This window comes from Saccharothrix sp. HUAS TT1 (assembly GCF_040744945.1).
Taxonomy (GTDB): Bacteria; Actinomycetota; Actinomycetes; order Mycobacteriales; family Pseudonocardiaceae; genus Actinosynnema.
This window is the reverse complement of the sequence record NZ_CP160453.1, coordinates 2,895,177-2,922,162: the sequence shown is the minus strand read 5'-3', so window position 1 is coordinate 2,922,162 and position 26,986 is coordinate 2,895,177. Positions and strand designations below refer to the sequence as shown.

The window sequence follows — 26,986 nt, the reverse complement described above, 5'->3', positions numbered from 1 at the left end:
CTCAGGCGTGGATCCGGCCGCGCAGCACGACCAGCGCGGGGTGGCGCAACGCCTCCAGGTCCTCGCGCGGGTCGCTGTCGTAGACCACGACGTCGGCCGCCGCGCCCTCCGCCAGCGACGGGAAGCCCAGCCACTCGCGGGCGGCCCACGAGGCCGCGCCGAGGGCCTGGGTCGGGGTGAGGCCGACCCGGTGCAGCGCCTTGACCTCGTCCACGATCCGGCCGTGCTCGATGCCGCCGCCCGCGTCCGTGCCCGCGAACACCGGCACGCCCGCCTCCACCGCCTTGGCGATGGTCGCGGTGTTGCGCGCGTACAGGTCCCTCATGTGGCCCTGGTAGGTCGGGTACTTGTCCGCGCCCGCCGCGATGGCCGGGAAGTTCTCGATGTTGATCAACGTCGGCACCAGGGCGGTGCCGTTGCGCGCCATCTGCGCGATGGTGTCGTCGGTCAGGCCGGTGCCGTGCTCGACGCAGTCGATGCCCGCGTCGAGCAGGTCGGGCAGCGCCTCCTCGCCGAACACGTGCGCGGTGACCCTGGCCCCGCCCTCGTGCGCGACCTTGATCGCCTCGGTGAGCACGTCCCGGGACCACAGCGGCGCGAGGTCGCCGGTGCCCCGGTCGATCCAGTCGCCGACCAGCTTGACCCAGCCGTCGCCCGCCGCGACCTGCTCGGCGACCGCGGCCGGCAGGTCGGCCGGGTCCTCGACCTCCACGCCCAGGTACTTGATGTACCGCTTGGGCCGGGCCAGGTGCCTGCCCGCGCGGATGATCCGGGGCAGGTCCAGCCGCTCCTGCAGCGGCCGGGTGTCCAGCGGCGAGCCGCAGTCCCGGATGAGCAGCGCCCCCGCCCGGCGGTCGGCCAGCGCCTGGTCGACCGCCTCGGGCAGGTCGACCGCGCCCTTCGCGCCGAGGCCGACGTGGCAGTGCGCGTCCACCAGGCCGGGCAGCAGGTAGCCGCCGGTGCTGACGGTGGTCGCGCCCGGCACCTCCCGGGTGCGGATCCGGCCGTTGACCACCCAGAGGTCGCGCGGCTCGCCGCCCTCGGGCAGCACCACGCCCCGCAGGTGCAGGCCGGTCACTTGTCGTCGAACTTCAGCTTCGACGGGTCGAAGCCGGGCGGCAGCTGGTCGAAGCCGCCCAGGCCCGGCGGCAGCTCGCGCCCGCCCTGGCCGGGCATCCCCGGCATCCCGGGCATGCCCCCCATCCCCGGCGGCAGCATGCCGGGCATGCCGGGGAACCCGCCGCGCACCTTCGGCGGCGTGGGGCCGCGACCCTTGCCCTTCTTGCCCTTCTTCCCCTTGCCCTTGCGGTTGCTCTTGCCGCCGCCACCGCCGGGCAGGCCGAACCGGCCGGCCATCTGGCTCATCATCTTGCGCGCGTCGAAGAAGCGGTTGACCAGGTCGTTCACATCGCTGACCCGGACGCCGGAGCCGTTGGCGATGCGCAGCCGGCGGGACGCGTTGATGATCTTCGGGTCGTCCCGCTCGGCCGGGGTCATGCCGCGGATGATCGCCTGCACCCGGTCGAGGTGCTTCTCGTCCAGGTTGGCCAGCTGGTCCTTCATCTGGCCCGCGCCGGGCAGCATGCCGAGCAGGTTCGCGATCGGGCCCATCTTGCGCAGCGCGAGCATCTGCTCCAGGAAGTCCTCCAGCGTGAGCTGGCCGGACCCCATCTTGACCGCGGCGGCCTCGGCCTGCTCGGCGTCGAACGCCTGCTCGGCCTGCTCGATCAGGGTGAGCACGTCGCCCATGCCCAGGATCCGGCTCGCCATCCGGTCCGGGTGGAAGACGTCGAAGTCCTCCAGCTTCTCGCCGTTCGAGGCGAACAGGATCGGCTGGCCGGTGACCTCGCGGACGCTCAGCGCCGCGCCACCGCGGGCGTCGCCGTCGAGCTTGGTGAGCACCACGCCGGTGAAGCCGACGCCGTCGCGGAACGCGGTCGCGGTGTTCACCGCGTCCTGGCCGATCATCGCGTCGACCACGAACAGCACTTCGTCGGGCTGCACGGCGGCGCGGATGTCGACGGCCTGGCGCATCATCTCCTCGTCGACGCCGAGGCGGCCCGCGGTGTCGACCAGCACGATGTCGTGCTGCGCCCGCTTGGCCTCCTCGATGCCCCTGCGGGCCACGTCGACCGGGTCGCCGACGCCGTTGCCGGGCTCCGGCGCGAACACCGGCACGCCCGCGCGCTCGCCGACGACCTGGAGCTGGGTCACCGCGTTGGGGCGCTGGAGGTCGCAGGCGACCAGCATCGGGGTGTGGCCCTGGCCCTTGAGCCACTTGGCGAGCTTGCCGGCCAGGGTCGTCTTGCCCGCGCCCTGGAGGCCGGCGAGCATGATCACGCTCGGCGGGTTCTTGGCCAGGTTGAGCCTGCGGGTCTCCCCGCCGAGGATGCCGACCAGCTCCTCGTTGACGATCTTGACGACCTGCTGGGCCGGGTTCAGCGCCTGGCTGACCTCGGAGCCCTTGGCGCGCTCCTTGACCTTCGCGATGAACGTGCGCACCACGGGCAGCGCGACGTCGGCCTCCAGCAGCGCGACCCGGATCTCGCGCGCGGTCGCGTCGATGTCGGCCTCGGACAGCCGGCCCTTGCCCCGCAGGTTCTGCAGGACCGAGGTGAGTCGGTCGGAAAGGGTGTTGAACACGGTGCCGCCAGACCTCGCACGTCGTCGGTAAGTTCCTGCCACCCAGGGTAGCCGCTCACGCTTCCGCCACGGACAGCCGCAGGTGGTCGCGGCGGGTCAGCAGGGTCAGGCCCTGCCAGCCGCGCGGTGGCACGCCCTCGGCGAACCGGCCGCGCAGGCGGGCCGCCCGGCGGACGTGCCGGGCGAACGACCGGGAGCGGATCAGCCTGCCCCGGGTGACCTGGCCGGACAGCGCCTCCTCCGGGCTCGCGTCCAGCCACAGGAAGTGCCGCGGCCGGTTGGTCAGCACGCCGACGGCGACCAGGCCGGCGCGGGTGGTCGGTCGGGTGGACGGCTCGTGCACCAGCAGCAGGCCGGGCGCGGTGACGGCGGACCAGAGGATGCGGGAGCGGTGCACGAAGTGCACCAGCGGGCGGTAGAGGCGGTACGGGACGGACTTCGGGAAGAGCGCGCGCAGCCTGGTCCGCACCTGGTCGGAGTCCAGCACCACGGCGGGGGCGCCACCGGTGTCGGCGGCGGCGAGCAGCGTCGACTTACCCGCTCCCGGCAGTCCGGCCAGCACGACCAGCGAGCGCGGCCTCACGGCGACAGCGGTCATCGCATCCATACTAAGGAGACGTTTCGGACGCCGACGAGTTCCGGCGTGATCGGGGGCGGCCCAACCCCTCGATGGGCCGCCCCCGATCACCCGGGTGGCGCCGGTCCCCGCCCCCCGCGGGGACCCCGTGCCACGGCTTGAAGCTTGCCCCGCGACGGGGTGGGCCGGGAGCGCAAGCACCCGTGGTCGGTTGTGCGTAGACCTACGCAACCCGGCCGGGGGTCACCGCGCGGCCGACAGCACCGCCCGCTCGATCCGGCGGCGGTGCTCGGCGGTGACGCCGTCGGGCACGGTGACGGCGAACGAGTCGACCACCGTGGAGCCCAAAGTGGACACGCGGGCCCACACGACGTCCACACCGGACCGCTCCAGCGCGTCCGCCACGCGGTGCAGCAGGCCGATCCGGTCGGCCGCGCGCAGCTCCAGCACCACCGCGCCGGTCGACTCGTCGTCGAACCACAGCACCCTCGGCGGCGGCGGGTCCTGCGGCGGACCGCCGTAGTCGCGCTCCTTGGCGGCCAGCTTGTCGGCCAGCGGGAGGGAGCCGTCCAGGGCCCTGGTGAGCTGTTCGCGCAGCAGCGCCACGTCCGGCAGGGAACCGAACCTCGGCGACACGGTGAACGCGTCGACCGCCGCAGCCCCGAGGGAGGGGACCTCGTGCGACCGGAGGGTGGCGGAGTGCACTTCGAGGGAGTTGAGCGCGAGCACGCCGGCGGCCCTGGACAGCAGGCCCGGCCGGTCGGGCGCGACCACCGTCACGGTGGCGGTGTGGTCGGCCGGGTCGATCAGCACGTCCGGCTTGCCGCCGGCCAGCACGGCCCGCGCGAGGTCCTGCCGGCGCGGGTCCAGCGGCTCCGGCTCCGGCAGCGGGTCGCCCGCCATCGCCGTGCGGCAGCGCGCGACCAGGTCGCTGATCAGCGACGCCTTCCAGTCCGACCACACGCCGGGCCCGGTCGCCACGGCGTCGGCCTCGGCGAGCGCGTGGAGGAGTTCGAGCAGCACCGGGTCGCCGCCGAGGGTGTCCACCACGCGGCGCACGGTGGCCTCGTCCTCCACGTCGCGCCGGGTCGCCGTGTGAGGCAGCAGGAGGTGGTGGCGGACCAGGGCGGTGAGCGTGGCCACGTCCTGCGGCCACAGGCCGAGCCGTTCGCCGATCCGGGTGGTGATCGCCGCGCCGACCTCGGAGTGGTCGGCCGGCCTGCCCTTGCCGATGTCGTGCACCAGCGCGCCGAGCAGCAGCAGGTCCGGCCGGGACACCCTGGTCACCAGGCGGGCCGCGTGCGCGGTGGCCTGCACCAGGTGCCGGTCGACGGTCCACGTGTGCGCGGCGTCGCGCGGCGGCAGGTCGCGCACCGCGCCCCACTCGGGGAACAGCCTGCCCCACAGGCCGGTGCGGTCCAGCGCCTCGACCACGTCGATCAGGCCGGCGCCGGCGCCGAGCAGGGCCAGCAGCTCCTCCCGCGCCTCGCGCGGCCACGGTTGGCGCAGCTCGGGGGCGGAGTCGGCCAGCTCGGCCAGCGTGCCCGCGGCGATCGGGTGCTTGCCGCGCGCGGCGGACGTGGCCACCCGCAGCAGCAGGGCCGGGTCGCGGCCGGGCGTGGCGTCACGGGCCAGCGCCACCTCGCTGCCGTGCAGCACCACGCCCTCGTCCAGCGGGCGCCTGGCCGGCGCGCGCCGCAGCGGCGACCTCGCGAACACGCCCAGCCCGCGCTTGGGCACCGCCGCCCGCGCCGTGCGCATGGCCACGTCCACCGCGTAGACGATCGTGCGCGCGGCCGACGACATCGAGCGGGCCAGCGTGAAGCGGTCCGGCAGCCCCAGCGCGGTGGCGACCTCGTCGCCGTCCTGCGCGCGGAGCACGTCGCGCGGCTTGCCCGCCACCCGGCGCAGCTCGGTCCGCACGTCCAGCAGCAGCTTGCGCGCCTCGTCGACCTCGGCGGACGGCCGGTCGGTCAGCTGCGCCGCGCTCAACGCGTCCAGCAGCGTCACGTCCCGCAGCCCGCCCCGGCCGTGCTTGAGGTCCGGTTCGACCCGGTGCGCGACCTCGCCGCTGCGCGCCCAGCGCCGCGACGCCGACTCGGCCATCTCGTCCAGCCGGGTGCGCACCCCGGCGCGCCACGCCTGCCGCGCGCTGCCCGCCAGCCGCCGGCCGATCTCCTCGTCGCCCGCGAGGTGGCGGATGTCCAGCAGCCCCAACGCGGTGCGCAGGTCGCTCCCGGCCACGCGCAGCGCCTCGCCGACCGTGCGCACCGAGTGGTCGAGGCCGATGCCGGAGTTCCACAGCGGGTACCACAGCTTCTCGGCGATCCCGTCGACGCCCTTGTGCCCGTTGTGCACCAGGAGCAGGTCGAGGTCGGAGTAGGGCACCAGCTCGCGCCTGCCCAGACCCCCCACGGCGACCAGCGCGACCCCGCTGCCCGGTCCGCCGACACCCGCCTGCGAGGCGTGCGCGGTGAGCCAGAACTCGTGCAGGTCCACCAGCGCCTCGCGCAGCGACTCCCCCGTCAGCCGACGACGACCCGGCGCGAGCAGCCGATCACGTGCTCGCACCAGGTCGTCAGCCGTGACGACGGCCGTCTCGGCGTTCTCCATCCGGCCGTCCCCCGTCCTACCGCGGACCCCTACAGGGCATCCGAGCCGCGCTCGCCGGTGCGGACCCGGATCACCGTGTCGACCGGCGTCACCCAGACCTTCCCGTCGCCGATCTTGCCGGTGCGCGCGGCCTCCACTACGGCGTCGAGGACCTTCTCCACGGCGGTGTCGTCCACCAGCACCTCGATGCGCAGCTTGGGCACGAAGTCCACGGCGTACTCGGCGCCCCGGTAGACCTCGGTGTGGCCCTTCTGCCTGCCGTACCCCTGGACTTCGCTGACCGTCATGCCCAGCACGCCCAGCTGCTCCAGGGACGCCTTCACGTCGTCCAGCGTGAAGGGCTTGATGATCGCGGTGACCAGCTTCATGACTTGTTGCTCCCCTCGAGGACCGCAGTGGCGCCGGCGGCGACACTGGGCTTGCTGCCGCCGCGGGCGCCGATGCCGCCGCCGAACTCGTACGCCGTCTCGGCGTGCTCGGCCTCGTCGATCCCGGCGACCTCGGCTTCGGCGTCGAGCCGGAAGCCGACGGTGACCTTGACCAGGTAGCCGATGACCAGGCTCAGCACGAACGAGTAGGCGAGCACGGCGATCGCGCCGACGGCCTGCCGCCACAGCTGGTCGACGCCGCCGCCGTAGAAGAGGCCGTCGATGCCCGCCGGGGCGTCCGCGCTGGCGAAGAAGCCGATCAGGATCGTGCCGGACAGACCGCCGACGAGGTGCACGCCGACCACGTCGAGCGAGTCGTCGAAGCCGAAGCGGTACTTCAGGCTGACCGCCAGGGCGCACAGCGCGCCGGTGATCGCGCCGATCGCGATGGCGCCGAGCGGGGTGACCGACGAGCAGGCCGGGGTGATGGCGACCAGGCCCGCGACGATGCCGGACGCGGCGCCCAGCGTGGTGGCGTTGCCGTCGCGGACGCGCTCCACGAGCAGCCAGCCGAGCACCGCGGCGCAGGTGGCGACCAGGGTGTTGACGAAGGTGACGCCGGCGGTGCCGTTCGCGGCGACGGCGGAGCCCGCGTTGAAGCCGAACCAGCCGAACCACAGCAGGCCGGCGCCGAGCACGACCAGCGGCAGGCTGTGCGGCTTCATCCGGTCCTTCGGCCAGCCGACGCGCTTGCCGAGGACGAGCGCCAGCGCGAGGCCCGCGGCGCCCGCGTTGATGTGGACCGCCGTGCCGCCCGCGAAGTCGATGGCCATCAGCTTGTTGGCGATCCAGCCGCCCGGGTCGACGACGTTGCCGTCGGCGTCCTTGCCGTCGAAGTCGAACACCCAGTGCGCGACCGGGAAGTACACGACCAGCGACCACACGGCGGCGAACAGCAGCCACGGCCCGAAGCGGGCGCGGTCGGCGATCGCGCCCGAGATCAGCGCCACCGTGATGATGGCGAACATGGCCTGGAAGGCGACGAAGACGGTGGTCGGGATGGTCCCGAACGCCGACTCCTTGCCCAGCAGGCCGTCCAGGCCGAAGAACTCGAAGGGCTTGCCGAGCAGGCCACCGCCGACGTCCGAGCCGAACGCCGTGGAGTAGCCGACCAGCACCCAGAGCACACCGACCACGGCGATCGCGCCCAGGCTCATCATCATCATGTTGAGCACACTCTTCGACCGGACCATGCCCCCGTAGAAGAAGGCAAGTCCCGGCGTCATCAACAGCACCAGTGCGGCACTGGTGAGCACCCAGGCGGTGTCCCCTGTATCCACGTCGACCTCCACTGCACGTCGGTTGCAGGGAGCATCGAGAGGTCCTGTTTCGCCCGGTTGCGCCCGACGTTTCGCGGAGGTGAACTGTCCGGCACCCGGTGTTACGGGCACGTTTCACGCGGTTGAAGCGGGCCGTTCGACCCGCCGGAAGTCGGGGCGACCGCGGAAGTCGTGGTGACGGACCGTGCGAGCCGGTCTCGCCCGCGGGGTGGATCGCGTGACGTCAGCGCAGCCCTTCGTAGCGCCGCGTGATCGCGTCCAGGCCCGCCGGGGTCAGCGCGCCGAACAGCCGCAGCCGGGCCATCCCGCCGTCGGGGTAGATGTCGAGCCGCGCGTGGGTGGCCTCGGCGGGCCGCTCGACCCGGAAGCGGTGCCGGGTGTCCGGCTGGAGCCGCGTGCGCGGCAGCACGTCGAACTCCGCGCCCGTGCGCGCGTCCCGGCCGCGCACCGACGCCCAGCCCGGCGCGTTGCCCTTGAAGTGGGTGGTGTCCAGCTCGGCGAGCCGGATGACGCCCGGCGCGGCCAGCTCCACCTCGACCCAGTCGTTGCCGTCGTCGCGGCGGCGCGCGGTCTCCCAGCCCTCGCCCATGACGGTCGCCTGGCCGGGCGCGATCAGGTTGCCCGGCGCGCCGTAGAACATGTCGCTGCACCCGGTGACGGCCGCGCCGTTCTCCAGCGCGGCCAGGTCCAGCGCGTCCGGCAGGACCAGGTCGGGGTCGACCACCGGCCGGCCGAACACGCGCAGCCGCGCCACCCCGCCGTCCGGGTAGATGGTCAGCCGCACGTGCGTGTAGCGGCGGTGCGCGGACACCTCGAAGTAGTGCTTGCGGTCGCCGCCGAGCGGCGACCTGGGCACCACGGTCTCCCAGCCGGTCAGCTCCTCCGGCGCCGGGTAGCCCCTGGCCGCGGTCGCCTCGACCGACGCGAACGGCGGGTAGTTGCCCCGGAAGAACGCGGTGTCCACCACGACGCCGCCGATCACGCCGGGCAGGCCGAGGCGCACGACCGCCCGGTCCTCGCCGCCCTCCCGCCGCCGACGGGTCTCCCACCCGTCGTAGACCTGGCCCTTGTGGCCGAACGTGTAGGTCCGGTACTCCGGCTCGGGCCCGCGGATCAGGTTCTCCCGCTCGGCGAACAGCTCGTCGTTGGCCCACACCACGCTGCCGCCCACCGCGCGGGAGGCCAGGTCGGGCAGGCGGGTCCAGTCCGGTGTCGCGGTCATGCGCCTCCCCTGGTCAGCAACCGGCCGCGCGGCCGGTCGTCCACCGGCAGCCCGCGCAACCACGTCTGCCGCACGACGCCCGCCAGCGGACGGCCGTGGTAGGGCGTGACGGGGTTGCGGTGGTGCAACCGGGCGCGGTCCACCACGAAGGCGTCGTCCGGGGCGAACACGCAGAAGTCGGCGTCCGCACCGGGCTCGATGCGCCCCTTGGTGGTCAGGCCGACCAGGTCGGCCGGGTTGGTCGCCATCCACCGGACCACGTCGGTCAGCGCGTGCCCGCGCCGCCTGGCCTGGGTCCACACCGCGGGCAGGCCGAGCTGGAGGCTCGCGATCCCGCCCCAGGCGGTGGCGAAGTCGCCGCGCTTCAGCTCCGGGGTGCACGGCGAGTGGTCGCTGACGACCAGCTCGACCAGCCCGTCGCCCAGCGCCCGCCAGAGCTGTTCGCGGTTGGCCGCGTCGCGGATCGGGGGGCAGCACTTGAACTCGGTCGAGGTGTCGCCGATCTCCTCCGCGACGAACGTCAGGTAGTGCGGGCAGGTCTCGGCGGTCACCCGCAGGCCGAGGTCCTTGGCGGTCCGGACGTGCTGCACGGCCTGCCCGCTGGACAGGTGCAGCACGTGCAGCCGGGCCTTGGTCTCGTTGGCCAGGTCCACGACGGTGGTGATGGCGCGCGACTCGGCGCTGTGCGGGCGGGAGTCGAGGAAGCCGCGGTAGTCGGCGCCGGGCTCGGCAACCTCGTGCGGGTCCTCGGCGTGCACGATGGCAAGGGCGTCGCGCGGCGCCAGCCGGAGCAGCGCGGCTCTCAGCTCGTCCTCGCTGACGTGCGGGAACTCGTCCACGCCCGAGTGCACGAGGAAGCACTTGAAGCCGAACACGCCGGCGTCGTGCAGCTCCTCCAGGTCGTCCAGGTTGGTCGGCACGATGCCGCCCCAGAACCCGACGTCGACGTGCGCCCGGTCGCGGGCCGCGGCGCGCTTGGCCTCCAGCGCGGCGAGGTCGGTGGTCGGCGGCAGGCTGTTGAGCGGCATGTCGACGATCGTGGTGACGCCGCCGGCCGCCGCCGCCCTGGTGGCGGTCTCGAAGCCCTCCCAGTCGCCGCGCCCCGGCTCGTTGACGTGGACGTGCGTGTCGACCAGGCCGGGCAGGAGCACCTCGTCGTCGGCCAGCTCCACCACCGCGCCGGCGTCCAGCCGGTCGGCCACCGCGACGATCCGGCCGTCCGCGACGCCGACGTCGGCGCGGCGTTCACCACCGGGGGTCACCACTCGCGCAGCGCGCAGCACCAGGTCCATGGCCCGTCACTCCCCCAACCGGTCGGCGGCCGGAGATCGGCCCACGATGCGGAAAGCAACTTCCGTGCGTCGGGAGGTTAAGCACGTCCTCAGAGGCGGCGCAAGACTGTTGACACGCTCGGAGGGGCGCTCGTAGCGTCCCTCTTCGCGGAAAACGGATTCCGTGATGCAGAAAGAGGAGCCTCGGTGCCCGATCTGGAGGGGTTCAACTCCGCACCGGCGGACCGGCTCCGGCCGCTGCTCACCGAATGCCTCGCCGTGCCGCGCTGGGTCGACGCGCTGCTGGCCGGCCGCCCGTACGCCGACGTGGACGCGCTGCTCGCCGCGTCGGACCGGTTCGCCGAGCTGACCGACGCCGAGGTGCGCGCCGCCATCGCGGGCCACCCGCGCATCGGGGAGCGGGCCCGCCACGACGGCGCGTCCGCGACGTGGTCCGCCGACGAGCAGTCCGGCGTCGCGGCGTCGCTCGCCGACCGGCTGCGGGCGGCCAACGCCGCCTACGAAGACCGCTTCGGGCACATCTACCTGGTGTGCGCCACGGGGTTGAGCGGCGAGGAGGTGCTCGCCGACCTCGCGAGCCGGCTGGCCAACCCGCCGGGCGCGGAGCTGCGCGTGGTGAACCGGGAACTGGCGCGGATCGCGGCGCTGCGACTGGGGAAGGTGCTGGCATGACGACGCTCTCCACCCACGTGCTCGACGCCGAGGCGGGCCGGCCGCGGGTCGGCGTGCCGGTCCGGCTGGAGCGCGACGGCGCGGTGCTCGCCGAGGGCGCCACCGACGACGACGGCAGGCTGCGGTTCGCCCGGGAGCTGTCGCCCGGCGTGCACCGGCTGGTGTTCGACGTCGACACGCCGTTCTACCCGGAGATCAGCGTCGCGTTCCGGGTCGCCGACCCCGCCGAGGGCGGACCGGGGCACCTGCACGTGCCGATCCTGTTGAGCCCGTTCGCCTTCACGACCTACCGAGGGAGCTGACCGATGGCCATCGTCCTGGGGCCCAACCAGTACGGGAAGGCGGAGAACCGGCTCGTCACGGTGACCCGCGACGGCGACGTGCACTCGATCAGGGACCTCACGGTCAGCACCTCGCTGCGCGGCGACCTCGCGGACACCCACCTGACCGGCGACAACTCCAAGGTGCTGGCGACCGACACGCAGAAGAACACCGTCCACGCGTTCGCCAAGCAGGCCCCGGTGGGCGAGATCGAGGACTTCGCGCTGCGCCTCGGCCGGCACTTCGTCACGTCGCAGGACGCCATCACCAGCGCGCGCGTGGTGGTCGACGAGCACTCGTGGGAGCGGATCGAGGGCAACGACCACTCGTTCGTGCGAGGCAGCGACGAGAAGCGCACGACCGCCGTGACCGTCGAGGGCGACCGCGCGTGGGTCGTGTCGGGCGTGCGCGACGTGGTCGTGCTGAAGTCGACCGGCTCGGAGTTCCACGGCTTCCCGCGCGACGAGTACACGACGCTGCGGGAGACCGACGACCGGATCCTGGCCACGTCGGTGACCGCGCGGTGGCGGTACCAGGGCAAGGGGATCGACTGGGCGGACGGCTTCGCCGCCATCCGGCGGCTGCTGCTGACCACGTTCGCGACCAAGCACAGCCTGTCGTTGCAGCAGACCCTGTACGCGATGGGCGCGGCGGTGCTGGAGGAGCGGCCCGAGGTGGCCGAGGTGCGGCTGTCGATGCCGAACAAGCACCACTTCGCGGTCGACCTGTCGCCGTTCGGGCTGGCGAACGACAACGAGGTGTTCCACGCCGCCGACCGGCCGTACGGGCTCATCGAGGGGTCCGTGCTGCGGGACGACGCCGAGGACGCCGGTCCGGCCTGGCGCGCGCTGCCGGCGTTCTGACCCGGCGCTCCCCGGTCACTTGCGGTGGATCGCCATCCGCTGCAACCGCCAGGTGTGGAACAGGTCCGACTCGTCGTACCAGTCGACGGCGGTCGGCCGGCGCGCGGTGGCCATGAACTCCAGCAGGAGCTCCCGGTACGTCGCCAGCGGCACGCCGACGCCCGGCGGGAAGTCGGTGTACGCCTCGTCCACGTACGGCGCGTCCGGCTCGCCCCTCGGCCAGCCGGTGAACTCGTCGTCCACGTAGTTGAGGTAGCCCCACGGACCGCGGACGGCGAGCACCAGGTTGTGGTCGCTCTCCCCCTCCGCGTCGGGCCCGCGGCCGAAGTGCTCCAGCATCCCGTCGTTGCACTCCGGGCGCGCCAGGGCGGAGATGAGCAGGTCCACGTCCGCCGCGCACGCCACCACCTGGTAGCGGAACTCCGCCCGCTCCAGGTCCGGTAGCCCGGTCCACAACCCGGCCCGCATGGTCATGCACCCACCCTGGCCGCCGGCCCGCGGATCGGCTTCGCCCGTCTTCGAGAATCACCTCATCAAGCGATGCCGGGATCACTCCCGTCCGACTAGCGCCCGCAATTCGGTCACGCTGAGTCCCGTGGCCCGGTGGATTTCCCCCTCGTCCAGGGCACCGCAGTCCAGGGCGCGGATGAACGACGCGGACAGCGCCCGGGCGGTCGCGGGCTCGTCCAGCACCGAACCGCCCGCCCGCGCCACGTACGCCCGGAGCCGACCCGCGTCGGCGGCCGCGGTTTCGAGGTGGAACGCGTGCACCGCCGCGTACCTCGTCACGAGCTGCGCCGGGTGCAGGTCCCAGCCCTGGTAGAAGCCGTGAGCCAGCGACCGGCGCACCAGGCGGTAGTGCGTGCGCCAGCCCTCGTGGACGTCGTCGCCGACCGGCAGCACGTTGGTGGAGCCGTCGGACAGCGCGACACCGGTGCCCGCCGCGGACACCTGCATGACGTTGCGGGCGAAGTCGCACGCGCCGTGCGCCAGGTGCTGGTGCGCCGCGGCCAGCCCGCAGCCGGCCGTGTAGTCGTAGGTGCCGAAGTGCAGGCCGGTGACGCGCCCGCGACCGGCCTCGATGAACCGCGGGACGGCCAGCCTGCCCTCGGGGTCCACGATCGACCGGGTCGTCTCGACCTGGACCTCGAACCGCAGCGGCAGCCCGAACAGGTCCAGCACGTCGCCGAACACCTCGACCTGCGCCACCGAGGTGACCTTGGGGAAGGTGATCACGAAGCCGTCCGGCGCGCCGCCCAGCGCGGTGAGGAAGACGTCCAGCGTCCGGATGCCGCGCTCGCGCAGCGCCCTGGTGTCGAACGACTTCATCCGCAGCCCGAACCGCGGCGGCGCCACGCCGTCGCGCAACCAGTCCCGCAGCACGAGCGCGGTGCGCTCGGCGTCGCCGTCCTCCTCCGCGTCGGAGCGGGCGCCGTAGCCGTCCTCGAAGTCGATGCGCAGGTCCTCGACCGGTTCGGCGGCCAGCTTCGCCCGCACCCGGCCGTCCACGGCGTCCGCCAGCTCCGGGGGCAGGTCGAGCACGGCGGCCAAGCCGTCGGGGGCGTGCTCGTTCAGGGCCGCAAGCGCTTGCGCACCCCAGTCGCGCACGGTGGTCGGACCCACCCGGTCGGCGGGCGCGTAGCAGGTGTGCACCGGCTGCCTGCCCTCCGGCGCGCGCGACTCCACGTCGGCGAGCCGCGCGGTGACCGCCCGCACCGCCTCCGCCGACAGCGACGTGCGCGGCACGTCAGCCGATCCGCTCGTAGGCGGGCAGGGTCAGGAAGTCCACGAACTCGTCGGACAGCGCGACCTGCTCGAACAGCTCGACGGCCGGGTCCAGGTGCTCGCCGTCGAGCCCGCCCCGGACGTCGGCCAGCACGGCGCGCACCAGCTCGGCGGTGACCGGCGTGCCGTCGTCGAGCACCACGTCGTTGTGCACCCACTGCCACAGCTGGGAGCGGGAGATCTCGGCGGTGGCGGCGTCCTCCATCAGGTTGTGGATGGCCGCCGCGCCGTTGCCGCCCAGCCACGACATCAGGTAGCGCACACCGACGTCCACCGCCGACTCCACCCCGGCACGGGTCGCGCCGCCGCCGGCGGACCCGAAGTCCAGCAGCTGCTCGGCCGTGACGGACACCTCCGGCCGCAGCTCGGCCAGCTGGTTGGGCTCGCCCCGGAGCGCCTGGTCGAAGACCTCCCGGCAGACCGGCACGAGGTCCGGGTGCGCGACCCACGAGCCGTCGAACCCGTCACCCGCCTCGCGGCTCTTGTCGTCGCGCACCTTCGCCAACGCCTGCCGCGTGACGTCGGGGTCGCGCCGGTTCGGGATGAACGCGGCCATCCCGCCGATGGCGAACGCGCCGCGCTTGTGGCACGTGCGCACCAGCAGCTCGGTGTAGGCGCGCATGAACGGCGCGGTCATCGTGATGCTGTTGCGGTCGGGCAGCACGGCGTCCGGCCCCGCGTCGCGGAAGTACTTGATGACGCTGAACAGGTAGTCCCAGCGGCCCGCGTTCAGGCCGGCCGCGTGGTCGCGCAGCTCGTAGAGGATCTCCTCCATCTCGAACGCGGCGGGGATCGTCTCGATCAGCACGGTCGCGCGGACGGAGCCGTGCGGCACGCCCAGCTCGGCCTGCGCGGCGGTGAAGACCTCGTTCCACAGCCGGGCTTCGAGGTGGCTCTCCATCTTCGGCAGGTAGTAGTAGGGCACGCCCAGCTCGGCGTTGTGGAAGAAGTGCAGGCCGAAGTCGACCAGCGCGCCGATGGCGGGCTCGCCGTCGACCTCGACGTGCCGCTCGGGCAGGTGCCAGCCGCGCGGCCGGACCACGATCGCCGGCCGGGCCACGTCGTCGCGCAGGGCGTAGCGCTTGCCCTCCGGCGTGGTGTGCTCGATCGTGCCGCGGCCGGCGTCGTAGAGGTTGACCTGGCCGGAGACGACGTTGTGCCAGTGCGGCGTGTTGGCGTCCTCCAGGTCGGCCAGCCACACCTTCGCGCCGGAGTTGAGCGCGTTGACGGTCATCTTGCGCTCGGTCGGGCCGGTGATCTCGACCCGGCGGTCGCGCAGCGGTCCGGGCGCCTCGGCGACGCGCCAGTCGCCCTCGCGGACGTGCCGGGTCTCCTCCAGGAAGCCGAGCGGGCGGCGGTGCGCGCGGCGGCGCATCAGCTCGGCGTGCCGACCGGCGAACGCCCGGTGCAGCCCGGCCACGAACTCCAGCGCGTCCGGCGTGAGGATTTCCGCCCCGCGCTCCACCTCGCCCCCGAGGACGCGAACACCGGACATGGAGGTCCACCTCGATCCCGAGTCGGTTTCTACTTCGCGGACTATAGTTTTCGCAAGGCGGAACGGCAACGAAGGAGATCTCCCGTGGCCCCTGAGCCCACCGGTGGCGTCCAGTCGCTGCGACGCGCCTTCGACCTGCTGGAACGCCTGGCCGACGCGGGCGGCGAGGCGAGCCTGTCCGAGCTGGCCGCCACCTCCGGCCTGCCGCTCCCGACCATCCACCGGCTGATCCGCACCCTGGTCGCGCTGGGGTACGTGCGGCAGAACACCAACCGCCGGTACGCGCTCGGGTCGCGGCTGATCCGGCTCGGCGAGGGCGCGTCGCGGCAGTTCGGCACGTGGGCGCGGCCGTTCCTGGCGCAGCTGGTCGACCAGGTGGAGGAGACCGCGAACCTGGCCGTGCTCGACGGCGACGAGGTGGTCTACGTGGCGCAGGTGCCGTCGCGGCACTCGATGCGGATGTTCACCGAGGTGGGCCGCCGGGTGCTGCCGCACGGCACCGGCGTGGGCAAGGCGATGCTGGCCCAGCTGCCGCGCGACGAGGTGCGGGCGCTGCTGGCGCGGACCGGGCTGCCCGCGTACACGCCGAACACGATCACCGACCCGGACGAGCTGCTGGCAGCGCTGGACCGGATCGCCGCGCAGGGGTACGCGCTGGACGAGAGCGAGCAGGAGCTGGGCGTGCGCTGCATCGCGGTGCCGCTGCGCGGCGCGCCGACACCGGCCGCGATCTCGGTGTCCGGACCGGACAGCAGGCTGACCAAGGACTCGGCCGCGCGCATCCTGCCCCAGGTGCTCGACACCGCCGGGCTGCTGGCCGACCGCGCGACTCGGGCCTGAGCCGCGCCGACGCCGTTCACCGCCGTTCACCGTTCTATTCGCGGCCAGTCGGACCAATTGCCGACGCCGTTTCACCCGCAGCTACCGGAAAACGATTTGTGACACTGATCACGTATGCATTACGTGATCAGCGCTCGGTCCTATTTGTCCGGCCAGCTGACGGTCCGCGCGACGACCATCCGGCCGGTTTGTTCAGCCTGGCCTGAGCGCCAATAGGCCGCTGACTGGGCCAAACGGCCCACCACACCGGTCAGAAACATGTGCAAGCATGTACTGGTACTGGATCCGGTCAGCGTCGGAGAAGACGGCCCGAGCAGGTCTCGAAGGCCACCTCCGGTTTCACCGGGATCACTTCCGATGGTCAATTCACGCCAGCCTTGGTGGAGGCTCGCTTGTATCTCGACGCCGTTCTTTCTGCTTTAAAAAAATACGCCGAGGAGACGCCCCGGGCCATTGCGGTGAAAGACGCGACGGCCGAGTGGACGTACGAGCGGCTGTGGCGGTCCGCGCGCTCGGCCGCCGCCGACCTCCGGGCCTCGGGCGCCCGCCGGGGACGCGCCGTCGCGCTGCACGCCGCCAAGTCGCCCGAGTCGATCGCGCTGGTCGTGGCCTGCGGGCTCGCCGACGTGCCGGTGCTGCTGCCATCGGTCGACCTGGGCCCCGACGCGGCCGCCGCGCTGCGGGAGCGCGCCTCCTGCTCGCACACCATCACGTGGCGGCACCGGTCGGCGCCGGGCGGGCCGCTGTGCTTCTCCGTCGAGCCGAGCGGCCTGCCACCCCGCGCACCGCTGCCCGCGGACACACCGCTCGTGCTGACCACGTCCGGCTCGACCGGCGTGCCGAAGCCGGTGGCGCTGTCCGGTGCGGGCGTCGAGCGGTTCCTGCGCTGGGCGGCCACCGAGTTCGGGATCGGCCGGGGCACGGTGGTGCTCAGCTACGCGCCGCTCAACTTCGACCTGACCCTGCTGGACATCTGGACCACGCTGCACGCCGGTGGGACGGTCCGGCTGGTCGACAAGGCCGAGGCCACCGACGGCCGGGCGCTGCGGGCGCTGCTCGCCGAGGACCGGGTCGAGGTCGTGCAGGCGGTGCCGCTGCTGTTCCGCCTGCTCGACGGCGACGGCGCGAGCTTCCCCGCCGTCCGGCACGTCATCACCACCGGCGACGTGCTGCCGCCGCAGCAGCTGCCCCGGCTCGCCGAGCTGTTCCCGAACGCCGCGGCGCACAACCTGTACGGCTGCACGGAGACCAACGACAGCGCGATCCACCGGATCGACCCCGACCGGGACGCGACCCGGCGGGCGCTGCCCATCGGCCGTCCGATCGCCGGCGCCGAACTGCTCGTGGTGGACGCCGACGACCGGCCGCTGGCCGGTGCGGCCGTGGGCGAGCTGCTGGTCAGCACGCCGTTCCAGGCGCACGGCTACCTCGACCGGTCGCTGACCGCGTCCCGCTTCACCACGATCCGGGACGGCGGGTCGGCCAAGGTCTTCTACCGCTCCGGCGACATCGTCCGCCGCGACGCCGACGGCCTGCTGCACCTGGAGGGCCGCGACGACTTCCACGTGAAGGTCCGCGGCGTGCGCACGAACATGCAGGAGGTCGAGCACGTGCTCGGCAGCCACCCGGACGTCCAGGAGGTGGCGGTGGTCGCCGTCCCGGACGACACCGCGGGCCACCGCCTGCACGCCGAGCTGCGCACCACGGCCGGCAGCCGGGTCAACGGCCTGCACCTGCGGGTGCACTGCGCCGCGTCGCTGCCGCGCACCGCCATCCCCTCCAGCTTCCGGATGAACGACCGCGACCTGCCCCGGACCTCCACCGGGAAGGTCGACCGCACCGCGATCCTCGCCAGCCTCAGCACCGAAGGGAACTAGCGTGTCCGCACCCGAGATCAAGCGCTTCGTCGTCGAGCAGTTCGCCGACGACGTCACGGTGGACGACCTCGCCGACGACTTCGACCTCCTCGACAACGGCGTGGTCGACAGCCTCGGGCTGCTCCGGCTCATCGCCTGGCTCGGCGACCGCTACTCGATCCCGGTCGACGACGTCGACATCGAGCCCGACGACTTCCGCACGGTCGACGCCATGACCGCGTTCGTGGCGCGGCACCGCGCCGTGCCCGCCGCCGGCTGACCGCGGCCGGCGACACCACCCACACCGCAGAGCACGAGAAGGAATCCGGGGAAAATGATCATTCGCAGCAAGGAAGAGGTCGGGTTCGTCCACTGGGGCAACGGCCGGAGCCACCGCCTGCTGGTCGAGGCCGACGGCATGGGCTTCGCCCTCGCGCACACCGTCGTCGCCGCCGGCACCCAGTCGAAGCTCCAGTACCGCAGGCACCTGGAGGCGTGCTACTGCGTCTCCGGCAAGGGCGAGGTGAGCACCGCCGACGGCGAGACGCACATCCTGGAGCCCGGCGTGATGTACGCGCTGGACCAGCACGACCCGCACACCCTGATCGCGGCGCCGGACGAGGACCTGCACCTGATCAGCGTGTTCAACCCGCCGATCCGCGGCGACGAGAAGCACCGCCTCGACCCGAACGGGTACTCGCAGTACTGACCGACCGCGCCCGGGGCGCGGCGCGGCCGCGCCCCGGGCACCACCGAGGGGAACACATGATCACCTGGACCGAAGACCAGCGCTCCCTGCGGGAGTCGGTGGAGGGCTTGGCGGACGTGCTGTCCGACGGCCACGTCGAGGACGACCAGCGCGGCGCGTTCCCGCGCGCCAAGTGGGACAGGGTCGCCGCGACCGGCCTGCTGGGGCTGCCCGTCGACGCGGAGCACGGCGGCCTGGGCCAGGACGTCCTCACCACGATGCACGTGCTGGAGGGCCTGGGCCACGCCAGCCGCGACGGCGGCCTCAGCTTCTCCGTGTCGACCCACCTGGCCAGCACCGCCACCCCGCTCAACCGGTTCGGCTCGGACGAGCTGAAGCGGCGCTACCTGCCGCGGGTCGCGGCGGGCGAGCTGATCGGCGCGCACGCCATCTCCGAGCCGTCGGCCGGTTCGGACGCGATGGCCATGCGCACCACCGCCGTGCGCGACGGCGACCACTTCGTGCTCAACGGCAGCAAGGCGTTCGTCAGCAACGGCCCGGTCGCGGACCTCGTCGTCGTGTACGCGCGCACCGGCCCGGCCGGCACCGCCGCGGGCACCACCGCGTTCCTCGTGCCGCGCGACACGCCCGGCCTGGGCTTCGGCGGCCCGATCGCCAAGATGGGCCTGAAGACCTCGCCGCTGTGCGAGCTGTTCCTGGACGACGTGCGGGTGCCCGCCGACCACGTGCTCGGCCGCGTCGGCTCCGGTTTCCTGGTGCTGGACTACGTGATGAAGCGGGAGATCCTGTACTCGTTCGTCATCAACGTCGGCGAGATGCAGCGCCGGTTGGAGCAGGTCGTCGACTACGCCAAGAACCGCGCCCAGTTCGGCTCGACCATCGGCAGGTTCCAGTCGGTGCAGAACCTCGTGGTGGACATGAAGGTCGGCACCGAGACCGCCCGGCTGTGGCTCTACCACACCGCGCAGAAGCTCCAGTCCAACAAGGACACGACGATCGACGTCGCCATCAGCAAGCTGGTCGCCAGCGAGGCCGCGGTGGCCAGCGCGATGAACGCGGTGCAGGTCTTCGGCGGCTACGGCTACATGGCCGAGTACGGCCTGGAGAAGGACCTGCGCAACGCCGTCGCCGGGACCATCTACTCGGGCACCACCCAGATCCAGCAGGGCCGCATCGCGGCCATGCTCGGCCTCTGAAGGGGAGGATCGTGACCACCACCAGCACCCGACCGGACCTGCTCGCCGCCACCGAGTTCCTGGACCACGACTCGCCCGAGGTGCGCGAGTTCGTGGCGCGCGTCGTCCCCGACCCGGCGGCGATGACGCCGACGGAGAAGGCGGTCGCGCTCTACTACGCGGTGCGCGACAAGGTGTTCTACGAGGTGTACGGCCAGGACCTGTCGCGGACCGGGCTGCGCGCCGGCTCCATCGCGAAGCAGGGCCAGGGGTTCTGCCTGCACAAGGCCATCCTCTACGCCGCCGCGGTGCGCTCGGTCGGCATCCCGAGCCGCCTGCTGTGCGGCGAGGTGCGCAACCACCTGGCCTCCGGGCGGCTCAAGCAGGTCGTCGGCGGGGACGTGTTCCTGCACTGGCTCAACGCGATCGAGCTGGACGGGCGCTGGCTGCGCGTCACGCCGGTGTTCAACAAGGTGCTCTGCAAGCTCTACGGCATGCGGCCGCTGGAGTTCGACGGCACGGCCGACTCGCTGTACCACCCGTTCGACGAGGACGGGCGGGAGCGGATGGAGTTCGTCGGGCCCAAGACCGAGTTCGACGACGTCGACTACGACGACGTGCTGCGGCGGATGCGCGAGAAGCACCCGGCGATGGTCGGCGACGACGCGCACGTGGCGGCGGAGGGCTCGCTCGCGGCCGAAGCGCCGCAGGTCATCGGCGGCGCCTGCACCCCCGGTGGCGCGTGCTCGTGAGCCCCGAGTTGCGCCAGTTAGATTCATGCGCATACAGTTGATGTACACGCATTGAACAAGCAGCCGACGAGAGGCAGGCCGATGACCGTCCAAGTCGTTGTCTACTCCGACTACGTGTGCCCCTACTGCCTGCTGGCGGAGGGCATCGTCGAGCAGGCGGTGGCCGGCAAGGACGCCGAAGTCGTGTGGCGACCGTTCGAGCTGCGGCCCGAGCCGACCCCGACGCTGCGGCCCGAGGACGACTACCTGCCCGCCGTGTGGCGGCAGTCGGTCTACCCGATGGCCCGGCGCCTCGGCGTGCCGATCGTGCTGCCGTCCGTCTCGCCGCAGCCGTACACGCACACGGCGTTCGAGGGCTTCTGCTTCGCCGAGGACCACGGCAGGGGCGCCGAGTACACCGCCGCCGTCTTCCGCGCGTTCTTCCAGGACGAGCGGAACATCGGCGAGCACGACGTGCTGACCGACATCGCCGAGTCGATCGGCCTGGACGGCGCCGCCTTCCGCGCGGCGCTGGAGGACCGGCGCTACCGCGACCGGCACCGCGAGGCGCTGCGGCAGGCCGCTCGCGACGAGGTCTCCGCCGTGCCCACGATCCTCGTCGGCAACCGCCGGATCAGCGGCGTGCCCGACCCCGACGCCCTGACCGCCCTGGTCGACGAGGCGATCGCCGCCCGGTCCGCGTCCGCTTCCCACTGACCCGCACCACCGCACAGGAAGTCGATCCCATGCACTGGTTGTACCTCGCGATTGCCACCGTCTTCGAAGTCGCGTTCGCGCTCGGCACCAACGCGACCAAGGGCTTCACCCGGTTGTGGCCCTCCATCTTCACGCTGCTGGCGGCGGCGGGCGGCATCTTCTTCCTCAGCCTGGCCCTGAAGACGCTGGACGTCGGCGTCGGCTACACCATCTGGACCGGCATCGGCTCCGTCGGCACCGTCGTGCTCGGCGTGTTCCTGTTCAAGGAGCGCCTGAACGCCGCGAAGATCCTGTGCTTCGGCGCGATCATCCTCGGCGTCATCGGCCTCCGCGTCGCCTCCGGCGTCTGACCCGCACCCGACCGCACCAGACCGCACCGACCAAGGAAGACGAGAACATGAGCAAGCAGACCAAGGACGCCCCGGTCACCGCGACCGCGGCCGAGACCGCCACGACCGACGCGCCTGCCGCACCCGCGCAGACCGACGTGCGCTCGTGGACCTACCTGCTGATCGCCGCCGTGTTCGAGGTCGTGTTCGCCCTCGGCACCAACGGGTCCCACGGCTTCACCCACCTCGGGTGGTCCATCACCACCGTGCTCGCGGCGGCGGGCGGCATCTTCTTCCTCAGCCTGGCCCTGAAGACGCTGGACGTCGGCGTCGGCTACACCGTCTGGACCGGCATCGGCTCCGTCGGCACGGTGATCTTCGGGACCCTGGTGTTCGACGAGTCCATCTCGCTGCTCAAGGCGGCCTGCTTCGTGCTGATCATCGGCGGCGTGGTCGGGCTGAAGATGTCGTCCAAGCCGGCCCCGGCGCCGGAGGCGACGGCGTGACCGACGACGAGCTGCGCGAGCACGTGCGCCGGGCGGTCGCCCTGTCGCTCGAGCACGTGGAGCGCGGCGGCATCCCGTTCTCCGGCCTGGTGGTGCACCCGCGCCAGGGCGTCATCGGCGAGGGCGTCAACCGCGTCGCCGCGAACCACGACCCCCTGGCGCACGCCGAGGTGGTGGCGATCCAGGACGCCTGCGCCAAGCTGCGGGTCGCCTCGCTGCACGGCTGCACGCTGATCGCCTCGGGCGAGCCGTGCGCGCTGTGCTACATGGCGGCGCTGTACAGCGGCATCACCACGATCGTCTACGCGGTGGACCGGCACGGCGCCGCGGCGGCCGGCTTCGACTACTCCGGCTCGTACAGCATCTTCGCCCTGCCGCCGGAGCGGTGGCCCATGGACGTGCGCGCGATGCCGGTGGAGAACGGCGACGAGCCGTTCGAGCGCTGGCTGGCGAACAACACCTATTCGAGGAGGTGAGGCATGACCGAGCGGACCTTCAGGCGTGACGGCTGGGACGCGCGCGTGCGGATCGGCGTCGTGGTGCCGCACGCGGACGTGGGCCCGGAGGCCGAGTTGCGGGCGATGGCGCCCGCCGACGTCTCCGTCCACGCCCACCGGCTGCACTTCGGCGCCATGCGCCCCGGCGGGGTGATGGACCCGAAGATCCCGCACCAGCCCGTCACGTCGTTCACCGACGAGCCGTACCTGGACGACACGGTGGAGAGCCTGGCCGCGTCACCGCTGGACGTGATCGCGCTCGGCTTCACCAGCTCGTCGTACAAGCACGGCGTCGACGGCGAGCAGGCCCTGCTGCGGCGGTTGGCGCCGCGGACGCGGGGGATGCCGCTGGTGACGACCTGCCTCGCGGCCTCGAACGCGATGCGCGCGCTGGGCGTGCGGTCGATGGCGCTGGTCAACCCGCCGTGGTTCGACCGGGAACTGGACCTGGCGGGCGCTCGGTACTTCACCGACCAGGGCTTCGACGTCGTGCACCACGCGCCGAGCGGGCTGCCGAGCAGCCAGGCCGACATCATCCCGGGCCTGCTGTTCGACTGGGTGAAGTCGGTGGCGGACGGGGCCGACGCGGTGTTCGTGGCGGGCAACGGCCAGCGCGCCGTCGGCATCGTCGAGGCGCTGGAGGACGAGCTGGGCACCGCGGTGCTCACCGCCAACCAGGTCCTGCTCTGGCAGTCGCTGCGCGAGACCGCGCCGGACGTCGAGGTGCACGGCTACGGCCGCGTATTCCGGGTCGGGGCGTTCGAGGGGGTCTGACCGGCCGCCGGCAGCACCGTGTCCTGGCTCACACACGAGGTGTTCGCCCAGGCGTGACCGAGGTACAGTCAAGTCAGATGTATGCGCAGGTCTGTACCACGACTCGGCGTGGTGGAATCCCGGAGGGCGACATGTCACAGCAGGCATCCCCTCCCGCGCCGTTGCTGCTCTCGAGCGACGGGTTGCTCTGGGGTCGGCTCGCCGCCCTGAACGCGCGGGTCGGCCACACCATGCAGAAGATGCTCCAGCGGCACTCGGACATCGGGTTCTCCGAGTTCACCGCGCTGATGGCGCTGGCCAACGCCCCGCTCGGCGAGCTGCACATGCAGGAGCTGGCCGAGGTCACGCTGCTCAACCAGAGCTCGGTGAGCAGGCTGGTGGTCCGGCTGGAGCGCACCGGCCTCACCGAGCGGCGGCACTGCCTGCGCGACCGGCGCCGGGTGTACACCGGCATCACCGACGTCGGCCGCAAGGTGCTGGAGGACGCGCTGCCGGTGTACGAGGCCGCGCTCAAGGACGCGTTCCGGCACATCACGATGGACGACGACCTCGGCCCGCTGCTGGCCAAGCTGCGCCCGGCGTCCTGACGCGCTCGCGGGGCCGGACCCGGGCGGCCGGTCCTCAGCGCCGCGCGTTGGCCGCGGCGACGAGGTCGGCGACCGCATCGGCCGTCCTGTGGTCGTCCGGCAGGCACCCGGCCACCATGCCGATGTGCGTGCCGGGCGACGACTCCGGGTAGCACCGGTCGTCCGGGATGACGACCACGCCCCGCCGGTCGAGCGCGGCCTTGACCGCGGCGCTGTCCGAGACCCGCACCCAGACGCCGAGCCCGGCCCGGTGGTCGGTGGTCAGGGCCCGCCCGACCAGCGCCCGGCCCAGCGCCTCGCGCCGGTGGTCGTAGTGCTCGCGGGCCAGGTCGACCGCCTGCCGGGCGACCGGGTCCACGATGAGGTGGGCGACCGCGTTCTGCAGGATCGGGCTCGGCCCGATCGGGTCCGCCGCGAACCGGGACCGGATCCGGTCGACCGGCGCGGCGCCGCCCACCACCACGCACACCCGCAGGCTCGGCCCGAACGCGCCGTCGTAGGACCGCGCGAGCAGCACCCGTTCCGGCAGCCACCGGCCGAGGCTGGGCGTCCGGGGCGACAGCGGGCCCAGCTCGTCCACCTCCAGCACGCCGACGCCGGTGCCCGCCAGCTCCGCGGCCAGCTCCTGCGCCCGCTGCGCGGTGCACGAGTGACCGCAGGCCAGGTACGTGCTGGTCGGCAGCACGAGCGCCTTCGGCTTCCGCTCCAGCACCCGGCGCAGGCCCTCCAGCCGCGGCCCGTCGCCGTCGCACTCGACCTGGACCAGGTGGGCGCCGCTGCCGCGCAGGGCGTCCAGCAGGTGCGGTGCGAGCGGCGCGGCCACGGCGATGGTCTCACCGGGGCCGGCGAACGCCCGCACGCCGCAGCGGATCGCGGCGGCGAGGCCGTCGGCGACCAGCCACGCCTCGGCGGGGAAGGGGAGTTCCGGCTCGACCGCCCGGACCAGGACCGGCGAGACGCCGCCGTGGTCGGCGTGTTCGAGTTCGTGGGCGCCGCTGGTGAGGGCCGCGACGATCGAGGGCAGCAGGCGCGAGTCCGGCGCCGGGCGGCTGAGGTCGAGCACGCCCAGGGAGAGCGGGACCGGCCCCCGGACGAAGGTGCCGTTGCGCCGCCGGGAGTCGAGCAGGCCGCCGCGGCGCAGCAGGCCCCAAGCCTCCGACACGGTGGCCGCGCTGACGCCGAGCACCACCGCTATCGCCCGCACTGTGGGCAGCCGCGTCCCCGGCGCGAGGTCGCCGGAGATGATCAGCCGGTGCACGGTGGCGGCGATGTCCCGCGCACTCCGGCCGCGGCTCTCGCGTAATCGCTCGATCAGGTCCGACGACGTTGTCGACTTGGTCATGCGAGCCCCCAGTAACCACGTACCGCAGTCGATGGCGTGAAGGTACTCGCCCGGCATATTCGGGTCAAGCAGCCCAGTTCGACTCGCGGTGCGAATTCAAAAGGCTCTGCGAACGCGGATTCACCCGCTGAATTCACCCTCGCGCGAGTTGCCGACGGCGACCGAAAGCGCAGGCGGGGGCGGGTTCGACCGGTCGGGTTCGTGGTCGCGTAGTCCGGCCCGGACCGGCGGTGCGCTAGTGTGCCGCACACCGCCCGGACTAAATGCGCGGCGTTCTCCGCTATTGCTTTCGGAGTAACCCGGGCCGGTCATCGGATTCGCGATTCCAGGCGAATTCGAGTTCACCCGGGCGCTCAGCCGAGCAGGGCCTCCACGAACGCGGTCGGCTCGAACGGCGCCAGGTGGTCCGCGCCCTCGCCCAGGCCGACGAGCTTGACCGGGACGCCCAGCTCGCGCTGCACCTGGAACACGATGCCGCCCTTGGCGGTGCCGTCCAGCTTGGTCAGCACGATGCCGGTCACGTCGACCACCTCGGCGAACACCCGCGCCTGGGTCAGGCCGTTCTGGCCGGTGGTGGCGTCCAGGACGAGCAGCACCTCGTCCACCTCGGCCTGCTTCTCCACCACCCGCTTGACCTTGCCCAGCTCGTCCATCAGCCCGGTCTTGGTGTGCAGCCGGCCCGCCGTGTCGATCAGCACGGTGTCCACGCCGGCCGTCAGGCCCTGCTTCACCGCCTCGAACGCGACCGACGCCGGGTCCGCGCCCTCGGCGCCGCGCACCGTCGACGCGCCCACGCGCGAGCCCCACGTCTCCAGCTGGTCGGCCGCGGCGGCGCGGAACGTGTCCGCGGCGCCGAGCAGCACGGTCCGGCCGTCGGCCACCAGGACCCGCGCCAGCTTGCCGGTCGTGGTCGTCTTGCCGACGCCGTTCACGCCGACGACCAGCACGACGGCCGGCTTCGGCCCGGCGGAGCCGTTGGTGTGCGGCAGCGCGTTCACCGCGCGGGTCATCTCCGGGTGCAGCGCGTCGACCAGCACGTCGCGCAGCAGCGCGCGGACGTCGGCGGACGTGCGCACGCCGCGCGCCACGATCTGCTCGCGCAGCGCCGTGACGACCTGGTCGGTGATCGCCGAGCCGAGGTCCGCCATCAGCAGCGTGTCCTCGATGTCGGTCCACGAGTCCTCGTCCAGGTCACCCGCGCCGAGCAGGCCGAGCAGGCTCTGGCCGAACGTCGAGCGCGACCGCGACAGCCGACCGCGCAGCCGCTCCAGCCGACCGGAGGTCGGTTCGATCTCGTCGATCTCGGACGCCTGCTCGGGCAGGTCGACCTCGACGAACCCGCGCTTGACCGAGTCGCGCGGCACCGCCGCGTCGTCGCCGACACCGGGCTGGCCGTCGACCTCGGTGCGCTCGGCCACCGGGTGCTCGACCGGCTCGACCGGCTCGACCACCTCGACCGCGTCCGGCGCCGGAACGGGCTCGGCGGGCGCGGTGGTCTCGACCGGCTCGGCCGGTCCGGTCGGCTCGACCACCGGCGGCGCGGTGGTGTTGAACGCGATCGCGCCACCGGCCTGGTAGCCCTTGACGGGCTTGTCCTGCTCGGGCTCGGCGAGGCTGATCCGCCGGCGCCGCGCCAGCACGACGCCCGTCACGAGGGCGACCGCGAGCAGGACCGCGACGACGACGATGATCCAGATCAGGGACGTGGTGGACACGGCGCAATCCTCGCACG

General features: G+C 72.9%; 28 protein-coding genes. 15 read left to right on the top strand and 13 right to left on the bottom strand.

Translation table 11 applies throughout. The annotated features are described in order from the left end of the window. Position 1: 1 nt before the first annotated feature. The 8 genes from AB0F89_RS14470 to allB all read right to left on the bottom strand — a co-directional run bounded on the left by AB0F89_RS14470 (position 2) and on the right by allB (position 10,055). On the bottom strand, positions 2–1,078 hold the full coding sequence (locus AB0F89_RS14470) for an amidohydrolase family protein (RefSeq protein WP_367136369.1): 1,077 nt from the start codon (positions 1,076–1,078) through the stop codon (positions 2–4). Next, the gene (ffh, locus tag AB0F89_RS14465; RefSeq protein ID WP_367136367.1) at positions 1,075–2,643 is read right to left on the bottom strand and encodes a signal recognition particle protein; all 1,569 of its coding nucleotides are present in this window, start codon (positions 2,641–2,643) and stop codon (positions 1,075–1,077) included. Before ffh ends, AB0F89_RS14470 begins: the two co-directional genes overlap by 4 nt. Positions 2,644–2,698: 55 nt before the next feature. Then, positions 2,699–3,241 carry an AAA family ATPase gene (locus AB0F89_RS14460; protein WP_367136366.1) on the bottom strand — a complete coding sequence of 181 codons (543 nt, stop codon included), beginning with the start codon at positions 3,239–3,241 and terminating at the stop codon, positions 2,699–2,701. Positions 3,242–3,463: 222 nt separating this feature from the next. Next, positions 3,464–5,833, bottom strand: a complete 2,370-nt coding sequence (locus tag AB0F89_RS14455; RefSeq protein ID WP_367136364.1) for a [protein-PII] uridylyltransferase — start codon at positions 5,831–5,833, stop codon at positions 3,464–3,466. A gap of 29 nt (positions 5,834–5,862) precedes the next feature. Beyond that, positions 5,863–6,201 carry a P-II family nitrogen regulator gene (locus AB0F89_RS14450; protein ID WP_230567690.1) on the bottom strand — a complete coding sequence of 113 codons (339 nt, stop codon included), beginning with the start codon at positions 6,199–6,201 and terminating at the stop codon, positions 5,863–5,865. After that, positions 6,198–7,541, bottom strand: coding sequence for an ammonium transporter (locus AB0F89_RS14445; protein ID WP_367136362.1), 1,344 nt, complete (start codon positions 7,539–7,541; stop codon positions 6,198–6,200). The genes AB0F89_RS14450 and AB0F89_RS14445 overlap by 4 nt, the downstream gene beginning before the upstream one ends. A gap of 223 nt (positions 7,542–7,764) precedes the next feature. Further along, a complete protein-coding gene (alc, locus tag AB0F89_RS14440) occupies positions 7,765–8,763 on the bottom strand; it encodes an allantoicase (protein ID WP_367136360.1) in 999 nt (332 codons plus the stop codon). Next, positions 8,760–10,055 (bottom strand): allantoinase AllB, encoded by a 1,296-nt coding sequence (gene allB, locus AB0F89_RS14435; RefSeq protein ID WP_367136358.1) that lies wholly within the window; start codon positions 10,053–10,055, stop codon positions 8,760–8,762. The genes alc and allB overlap by 4 nt, the downstream gene beginning before the upstream one ends. A 186-nt stretch (positions 10,056–10,241) precedes the next feature. Here allB and uraD point away from each other — a divergent pair, with 186 nt between their 5' ends. Genes uraD through pucL form a run of 3 tightly spaced genes read left to right on the top strand, consistent with a single transcriptional unit; the run spans position 10,242 to position 11,911 of the window. After that, entirely contained in the window at positions 10,242–10,727 is a 486-nt protein-coding gene (gene uraD / locus AB0F89_RS14430; protein WP_367136356.1) for a 2-oxo-4-hydroxy-4-carboxy-5-ureidoimidazoline decarboxylase, read from the top strand. Beyond that, a complete protein-coding gene (locus tag AB0F89_RS14425) occupies positions 10,724–11,029 on the top strand; it encodes a hydroxyisourate hydrolase (protein ID WP_367136354.1) in 306 nt (101 codons plus the stop codon). Before uraD ends, AB0F89_RS14425 begins: the two co-directional genes overlap by 4 nt. Before the next feature lie 3 nt (positions 11,030–11,032). Then, positions 11,033–11,911 (top strand): factor-independent urate hydroxylase, encoded by an 879-nt coding sequence (pucL, locus tag AB0F89_RS14420; protein WP_367136352.1) that lies wholly within the window; start codon positions 11,033–11,035, stop codon positions 11,909–11,911. 15 nt (positions 11,912–11,926) lie between these two features. On the opposite strand, the gene AB0F89_RS14415 is transcribed toward pucL, so the two are convergent. From AB0F89_RS14415 to aceB, 3 genes are all read right to left on the bottom strand, one after another. Further along, positions 11,927–12,385 (bottom strand): Imm1 family immunity protein, encoded by a 459-nt coding sequence (locus AB0F89_RS14415; protein WP_367136350.1) that lies wholly within the window; start codon positions 12,383–12,385, stop codon positions 11,927–11,929. A gap of 75 nt (positions 12,386–12,460) precedes the next feature. Then, the gene (locus AB0F89_RS14410; protein ID WP_367136348.1) at positions 12,461–13,657 is read right to left on the bottom strand and encodes an aldolase; all 1,197 of its coding nucleotides are present in this window, start codon (positions 13,655–13,657) and stop codon (positions 12,461–12,463) included. A gap of 1 nt (position 13,658) precedes the next feature. Further along, positions 13,659–15,191 carry a malate synthase A gene (gene aceB / locus AB0F89_RS14405; protein ID WP_367136346.1) on the bottom strand — a complete coding sequence of 511 codons (1,533 nt, stop codon included), beginning with the start codon at positions 15,189–15,191 and terminating at the stop codon, positions 13,659–13,661. A gap of 84 nt (positions 15,192–15,275) precedes the next feature. Between aceB and AB0F89_RS14400 the strand changes: the two genes are divergently transcribed. The 12 genes from AB0F89_RS14400 to AB0F89_RS14345 all read left to right on the top strand — a co-directional run bounded on the left by AB0F89_RS14400 (position 15,276) and on the right by AB0F89_RS14345 (position 23,912). Further along, complete coding sequence (locus tag AB0F89_RS14400; RefSeq protein ID WP_367136344.1) at positions 15,276–16,031, top strand: IclR family transcriptional regulator; 756 nt, start codon at positions 15,276–15,278, stop codon at positions 16,029–16,031. A 260-nt stretch (positions 16,032–16,291) separates the two neighbouring features. Next, complete coding sequence (locus AB0F89_RS14395; protein WP_367136342.1) at positions 16,292–17,908, top strand: AMP-binding protein; 1,617 nt, start codon at positions 16,292–16,294, stop codon at positions 17,906–17,908. Position 17,909: 1 nt separating this feature from the next. Next, the gene (locus tag AB0F89_RS14390; RefSeq protein WP_367136340.1) at positions 17,910–18,167 is read left to right on the top strand and encodes a phosphopantetheine-binding protein; all 258 of its coding nucleotides are present in this window, start codon (positions 17,910–17,912) and stop codon (positions 18,165–18,167) included. A gap of 54 nt (positions 18,168–18,221) precedes the next feature. Further along, positions 18,222–18,596: an ectoine synthase gene (locus AB0F89_RS14385; RefSeq protein WP_367136339.1), complete on the top strand. Its 375-nt coding sequence runs from the start codon at positions 18,222–18,224 to the stop codon at positions 18,594–18,596. A gap of 56 nt (positions 18,597–18,652) precedes the next feature. Continuing rightward, the gene (locus AB0F89_RS14380) at positions 18,653–19,792 is read left to right on the top strand and encodes an acyl-CoA dehydrogenase family protein (RefSeq protein WP_367136337.1); all 1,140 of its coding nucleotides are present in this window, start codon (positions 18,653–18,655) and stop codon (positions 19,790–19,792) included. Positions 19,793–19,803: 11 nt separating this feature from the next. Further along, positions 19,804–20,523, top strand: coding sequence for a transglutaminase family protein (locus AB0F89_RS14375; RefSeq protein WP_367136335.1), 720 nt, complete (start codon positions 19,804–19,806; stop codon positions 20,521–20,523). An 81-nt stretch (positions 20,524–20,604) separates the two neighbouring features. Next, complete coding sequence (locus AB0F89_RS14370; RefSeq protein ID WP_367136333.1) at positions 20,605–21,219, top strand: DsbA family protein; 615 nt, start codon at positions 20,605–20,607, stop codon at positions 21,217–21,219. A gap of 29 nt (positions 21,220–21,248) precedes the next feature. Further along, complete coding sequence (locus AB0F89_RS14365; protein WP_367136331.1) at positions 21,249–21,569, top strand: multidrug efflux SMR transporter; 321 nt, start codon at positions 21,249–21,251, stop codon at positions 21,567–21,569. 47 nt (positions 21,570–21,616) lie between these two features. Beyond that, a complete protein-coding gene (locus AB0F89_RS14360) occupies positions 21,617–22,054 on the top strand; it encodes a multidrug efflux SMR transporter (protein ID WP_367136329.1) in 438 nt (145 codons plus the stop codon). Further along, on the top strand, positions 22,051–22,530 hold the full coding sequence (locus AB0F89_RS14355; protein WP_367136327.1) for a nucleoside deaminase: 480 nt from the start codon (positions 22,051–22,053) through the stop codon (positions 22,528–22,530). Before AB0F89_RS14360 ends, AB0F89_RS14355 begins: the two co-directional genes overlap by 4 nt. 3 nt (positions 22,531–22,533) lie before the next feature. After that, on the top strand, positions 22,534–23,325 hold the full coding sequence (locus tag AB0F89_RS14350; RefSeq protein ID WP_367136325.1) for a maleate cis-trans isomerase: 792 nt from the start codon (positions 22,534–22,536) through the stop codon (positions 23,323–23,325). A 131-nt stretch (positions 23,326–23,456) separates the two neighbouring features. Continuing rightward, positions 23,457–23,912 carry a MarR family winged helix-turn-helix transcriptional regulator gene (locus tag AB0F89_RS14345; RefSeq protein ID WP_367136324.1) on the top strand — a complete coding sequence of 152 codons (456 nt, stop codon included), beginning with the start codon at positions 23,457–23,459 and terminating at the stop codon, positions 23,910–23,912. Positions 23,913–23,946: 34 nt separating this feature from the next. Here the strand turns inward: AB0F89_RS14345 and AB0F89_RS14340 are convergent, their stop codons facing one another. Together AB0F89_RS14340 and ftsY are read right to left on the bottom strand one after the other, a co-directional pair. Then, positions 23,947–25,254, bottom strand: coding sequence for a GntR family transcriptional regulator (locus AB0F89_RS14340; RefSeq protein ID WP_367136322.1), 1,308 nt, complete (start codon positions 25,252–25,254; stop codon positions 23,947–23,949). 353 nt (positions 25,255–25,607) lie between these two features. Next, entirely contained in the window at positions 25,608–26,969 is a 1,362-nt protein-coding gene (gene ftsY / locus AB0F89_RS14335) for a signal recognition particle-docking protein FtsY (protein WP_367136320.1), read from the bottom strand. Between the last annotated feature and the right edge of the window lie 17 nt (positions 26,970–26,986).

Bases quoted from the DNA above. Each gene is read 5' to 3' on its own strand.
- AB0F89_RS14345 (WP_367136324.1), top strand. From the start codon at position 23,457: ATGTCACAGCAGGCATCCCCTCCCGCGCCGTTGCTGCTCTCGAGCGAC.
- AB0F89_RS14455 (WP_367136364.1), bottom strand. From the start codon at position 5,833: ATGGAGAACGCCGAGACGGCCGTCGTCACGGCTGACGACCTGGTGCGA.
- AB0F89_RS14415 (WP_367136350.1), bottom strand. From the start codon at position 12,385: ATGACCATGCGGGCCGGGTTGTGGACCGGGCTACCGGACCTGGAGCGG.
- aceB (WP_367136346.1), bottom strand. From the start codon at position 15,191: ATGTCCGGTGTTCGCGTCCTCGGGGGCGAGGTGGAGCGCGGGGCGGAA.
- AB0F89_RS14370 (WP_367136333.1), top strand. From the start codon at position 20,605: ATGACCGTCCAAGTCGTTGTCTACTCCGACTACGTGTGCCCCTACTGC.
- AB0F89_RS14385 (WP_367136339.1), top strand. From the start codon at position 18,222: ATGATCATTCGCAGCAAGGAAGAGGTCGGGTTCGTCCACTGGGGCAAC.
- allB (WP_367136358.1), bottom strand. From the start codon at position 10,055: ATGGACCTGGTGCTGCGCGCTGCGCGAGTGGTGACCCCCGGTGGTGAA.
- pucL (WP_367136352.1), top strand. From the start codon at position 11,033: ATGGCCATCGTCCTGGGGCCCAACCAGTACGGGAAGGCGGAGAACCGG.
- AB0F89_RS14380 (WP_367136337.1), top strand. From the start codon at position 18,653: ATGATCACCTGGACCGAAGACCAGCGCTCCCTGCGGGAGTCGGTGGAG.
- AB0F89_RS14360 (WP_367136329.1), top strand. From the start codon at position 21,617: ATGAGCAAGCAGACCAAGGACGCCCCGGTCACCGCGACCGCGGCCGAG.
- AB0F89_RS14350 (WP_367136325.1), top strand. From the start codon at position 22,534: ATGACCGAGCGGACCTTCAGGCGTGACGGCTGGGACGCGCGCGTGCGG.
- AB0F89_RS14450 (WP_230567690.1), bottom strand. From the start codon at position 6,201: ATGAAGCTGGTCACCGCGATCATCAAGCCCTTCACGCTGGACGACGTG.
- AB0F89_RS14460 (WP_367136366.1), bottom strand. From the start codon at position 3,241: ATGACCGCTGTCGCCGTGAGGCCGCGCTCGCTGGTCGTGCTGGCCGGA.
- AB0F89_RS14425 (WP_367136354.1), top strand. From the start codon at position 10,724: ATGACGACGCTCTCCACCCACGTGCTCGACGCCGAGGCGGGCCGGCCG.
- alc (WP_367136360.1), bottom strand. From the start codon at position 8,763: ATGACCGCGACACCGGACTGGACCCGCCTGCCCGACCTGGCCTCCCGC.
- AB0F89_RS14365 (WP_367136331.1), top strand. From the start codon at position 21,249: ATGCACTGGTTGTACCTCGCGATTGCCACCGTCTTCGAAGTCGCGTTC.
- AB0F89_RS14340 (WP_367136322.1), bottom strand. From the start codon at position 25,254: ATGACCAAGTCGACAACGTCGTCGGACCTGATCGAGCGATTACGCGAG.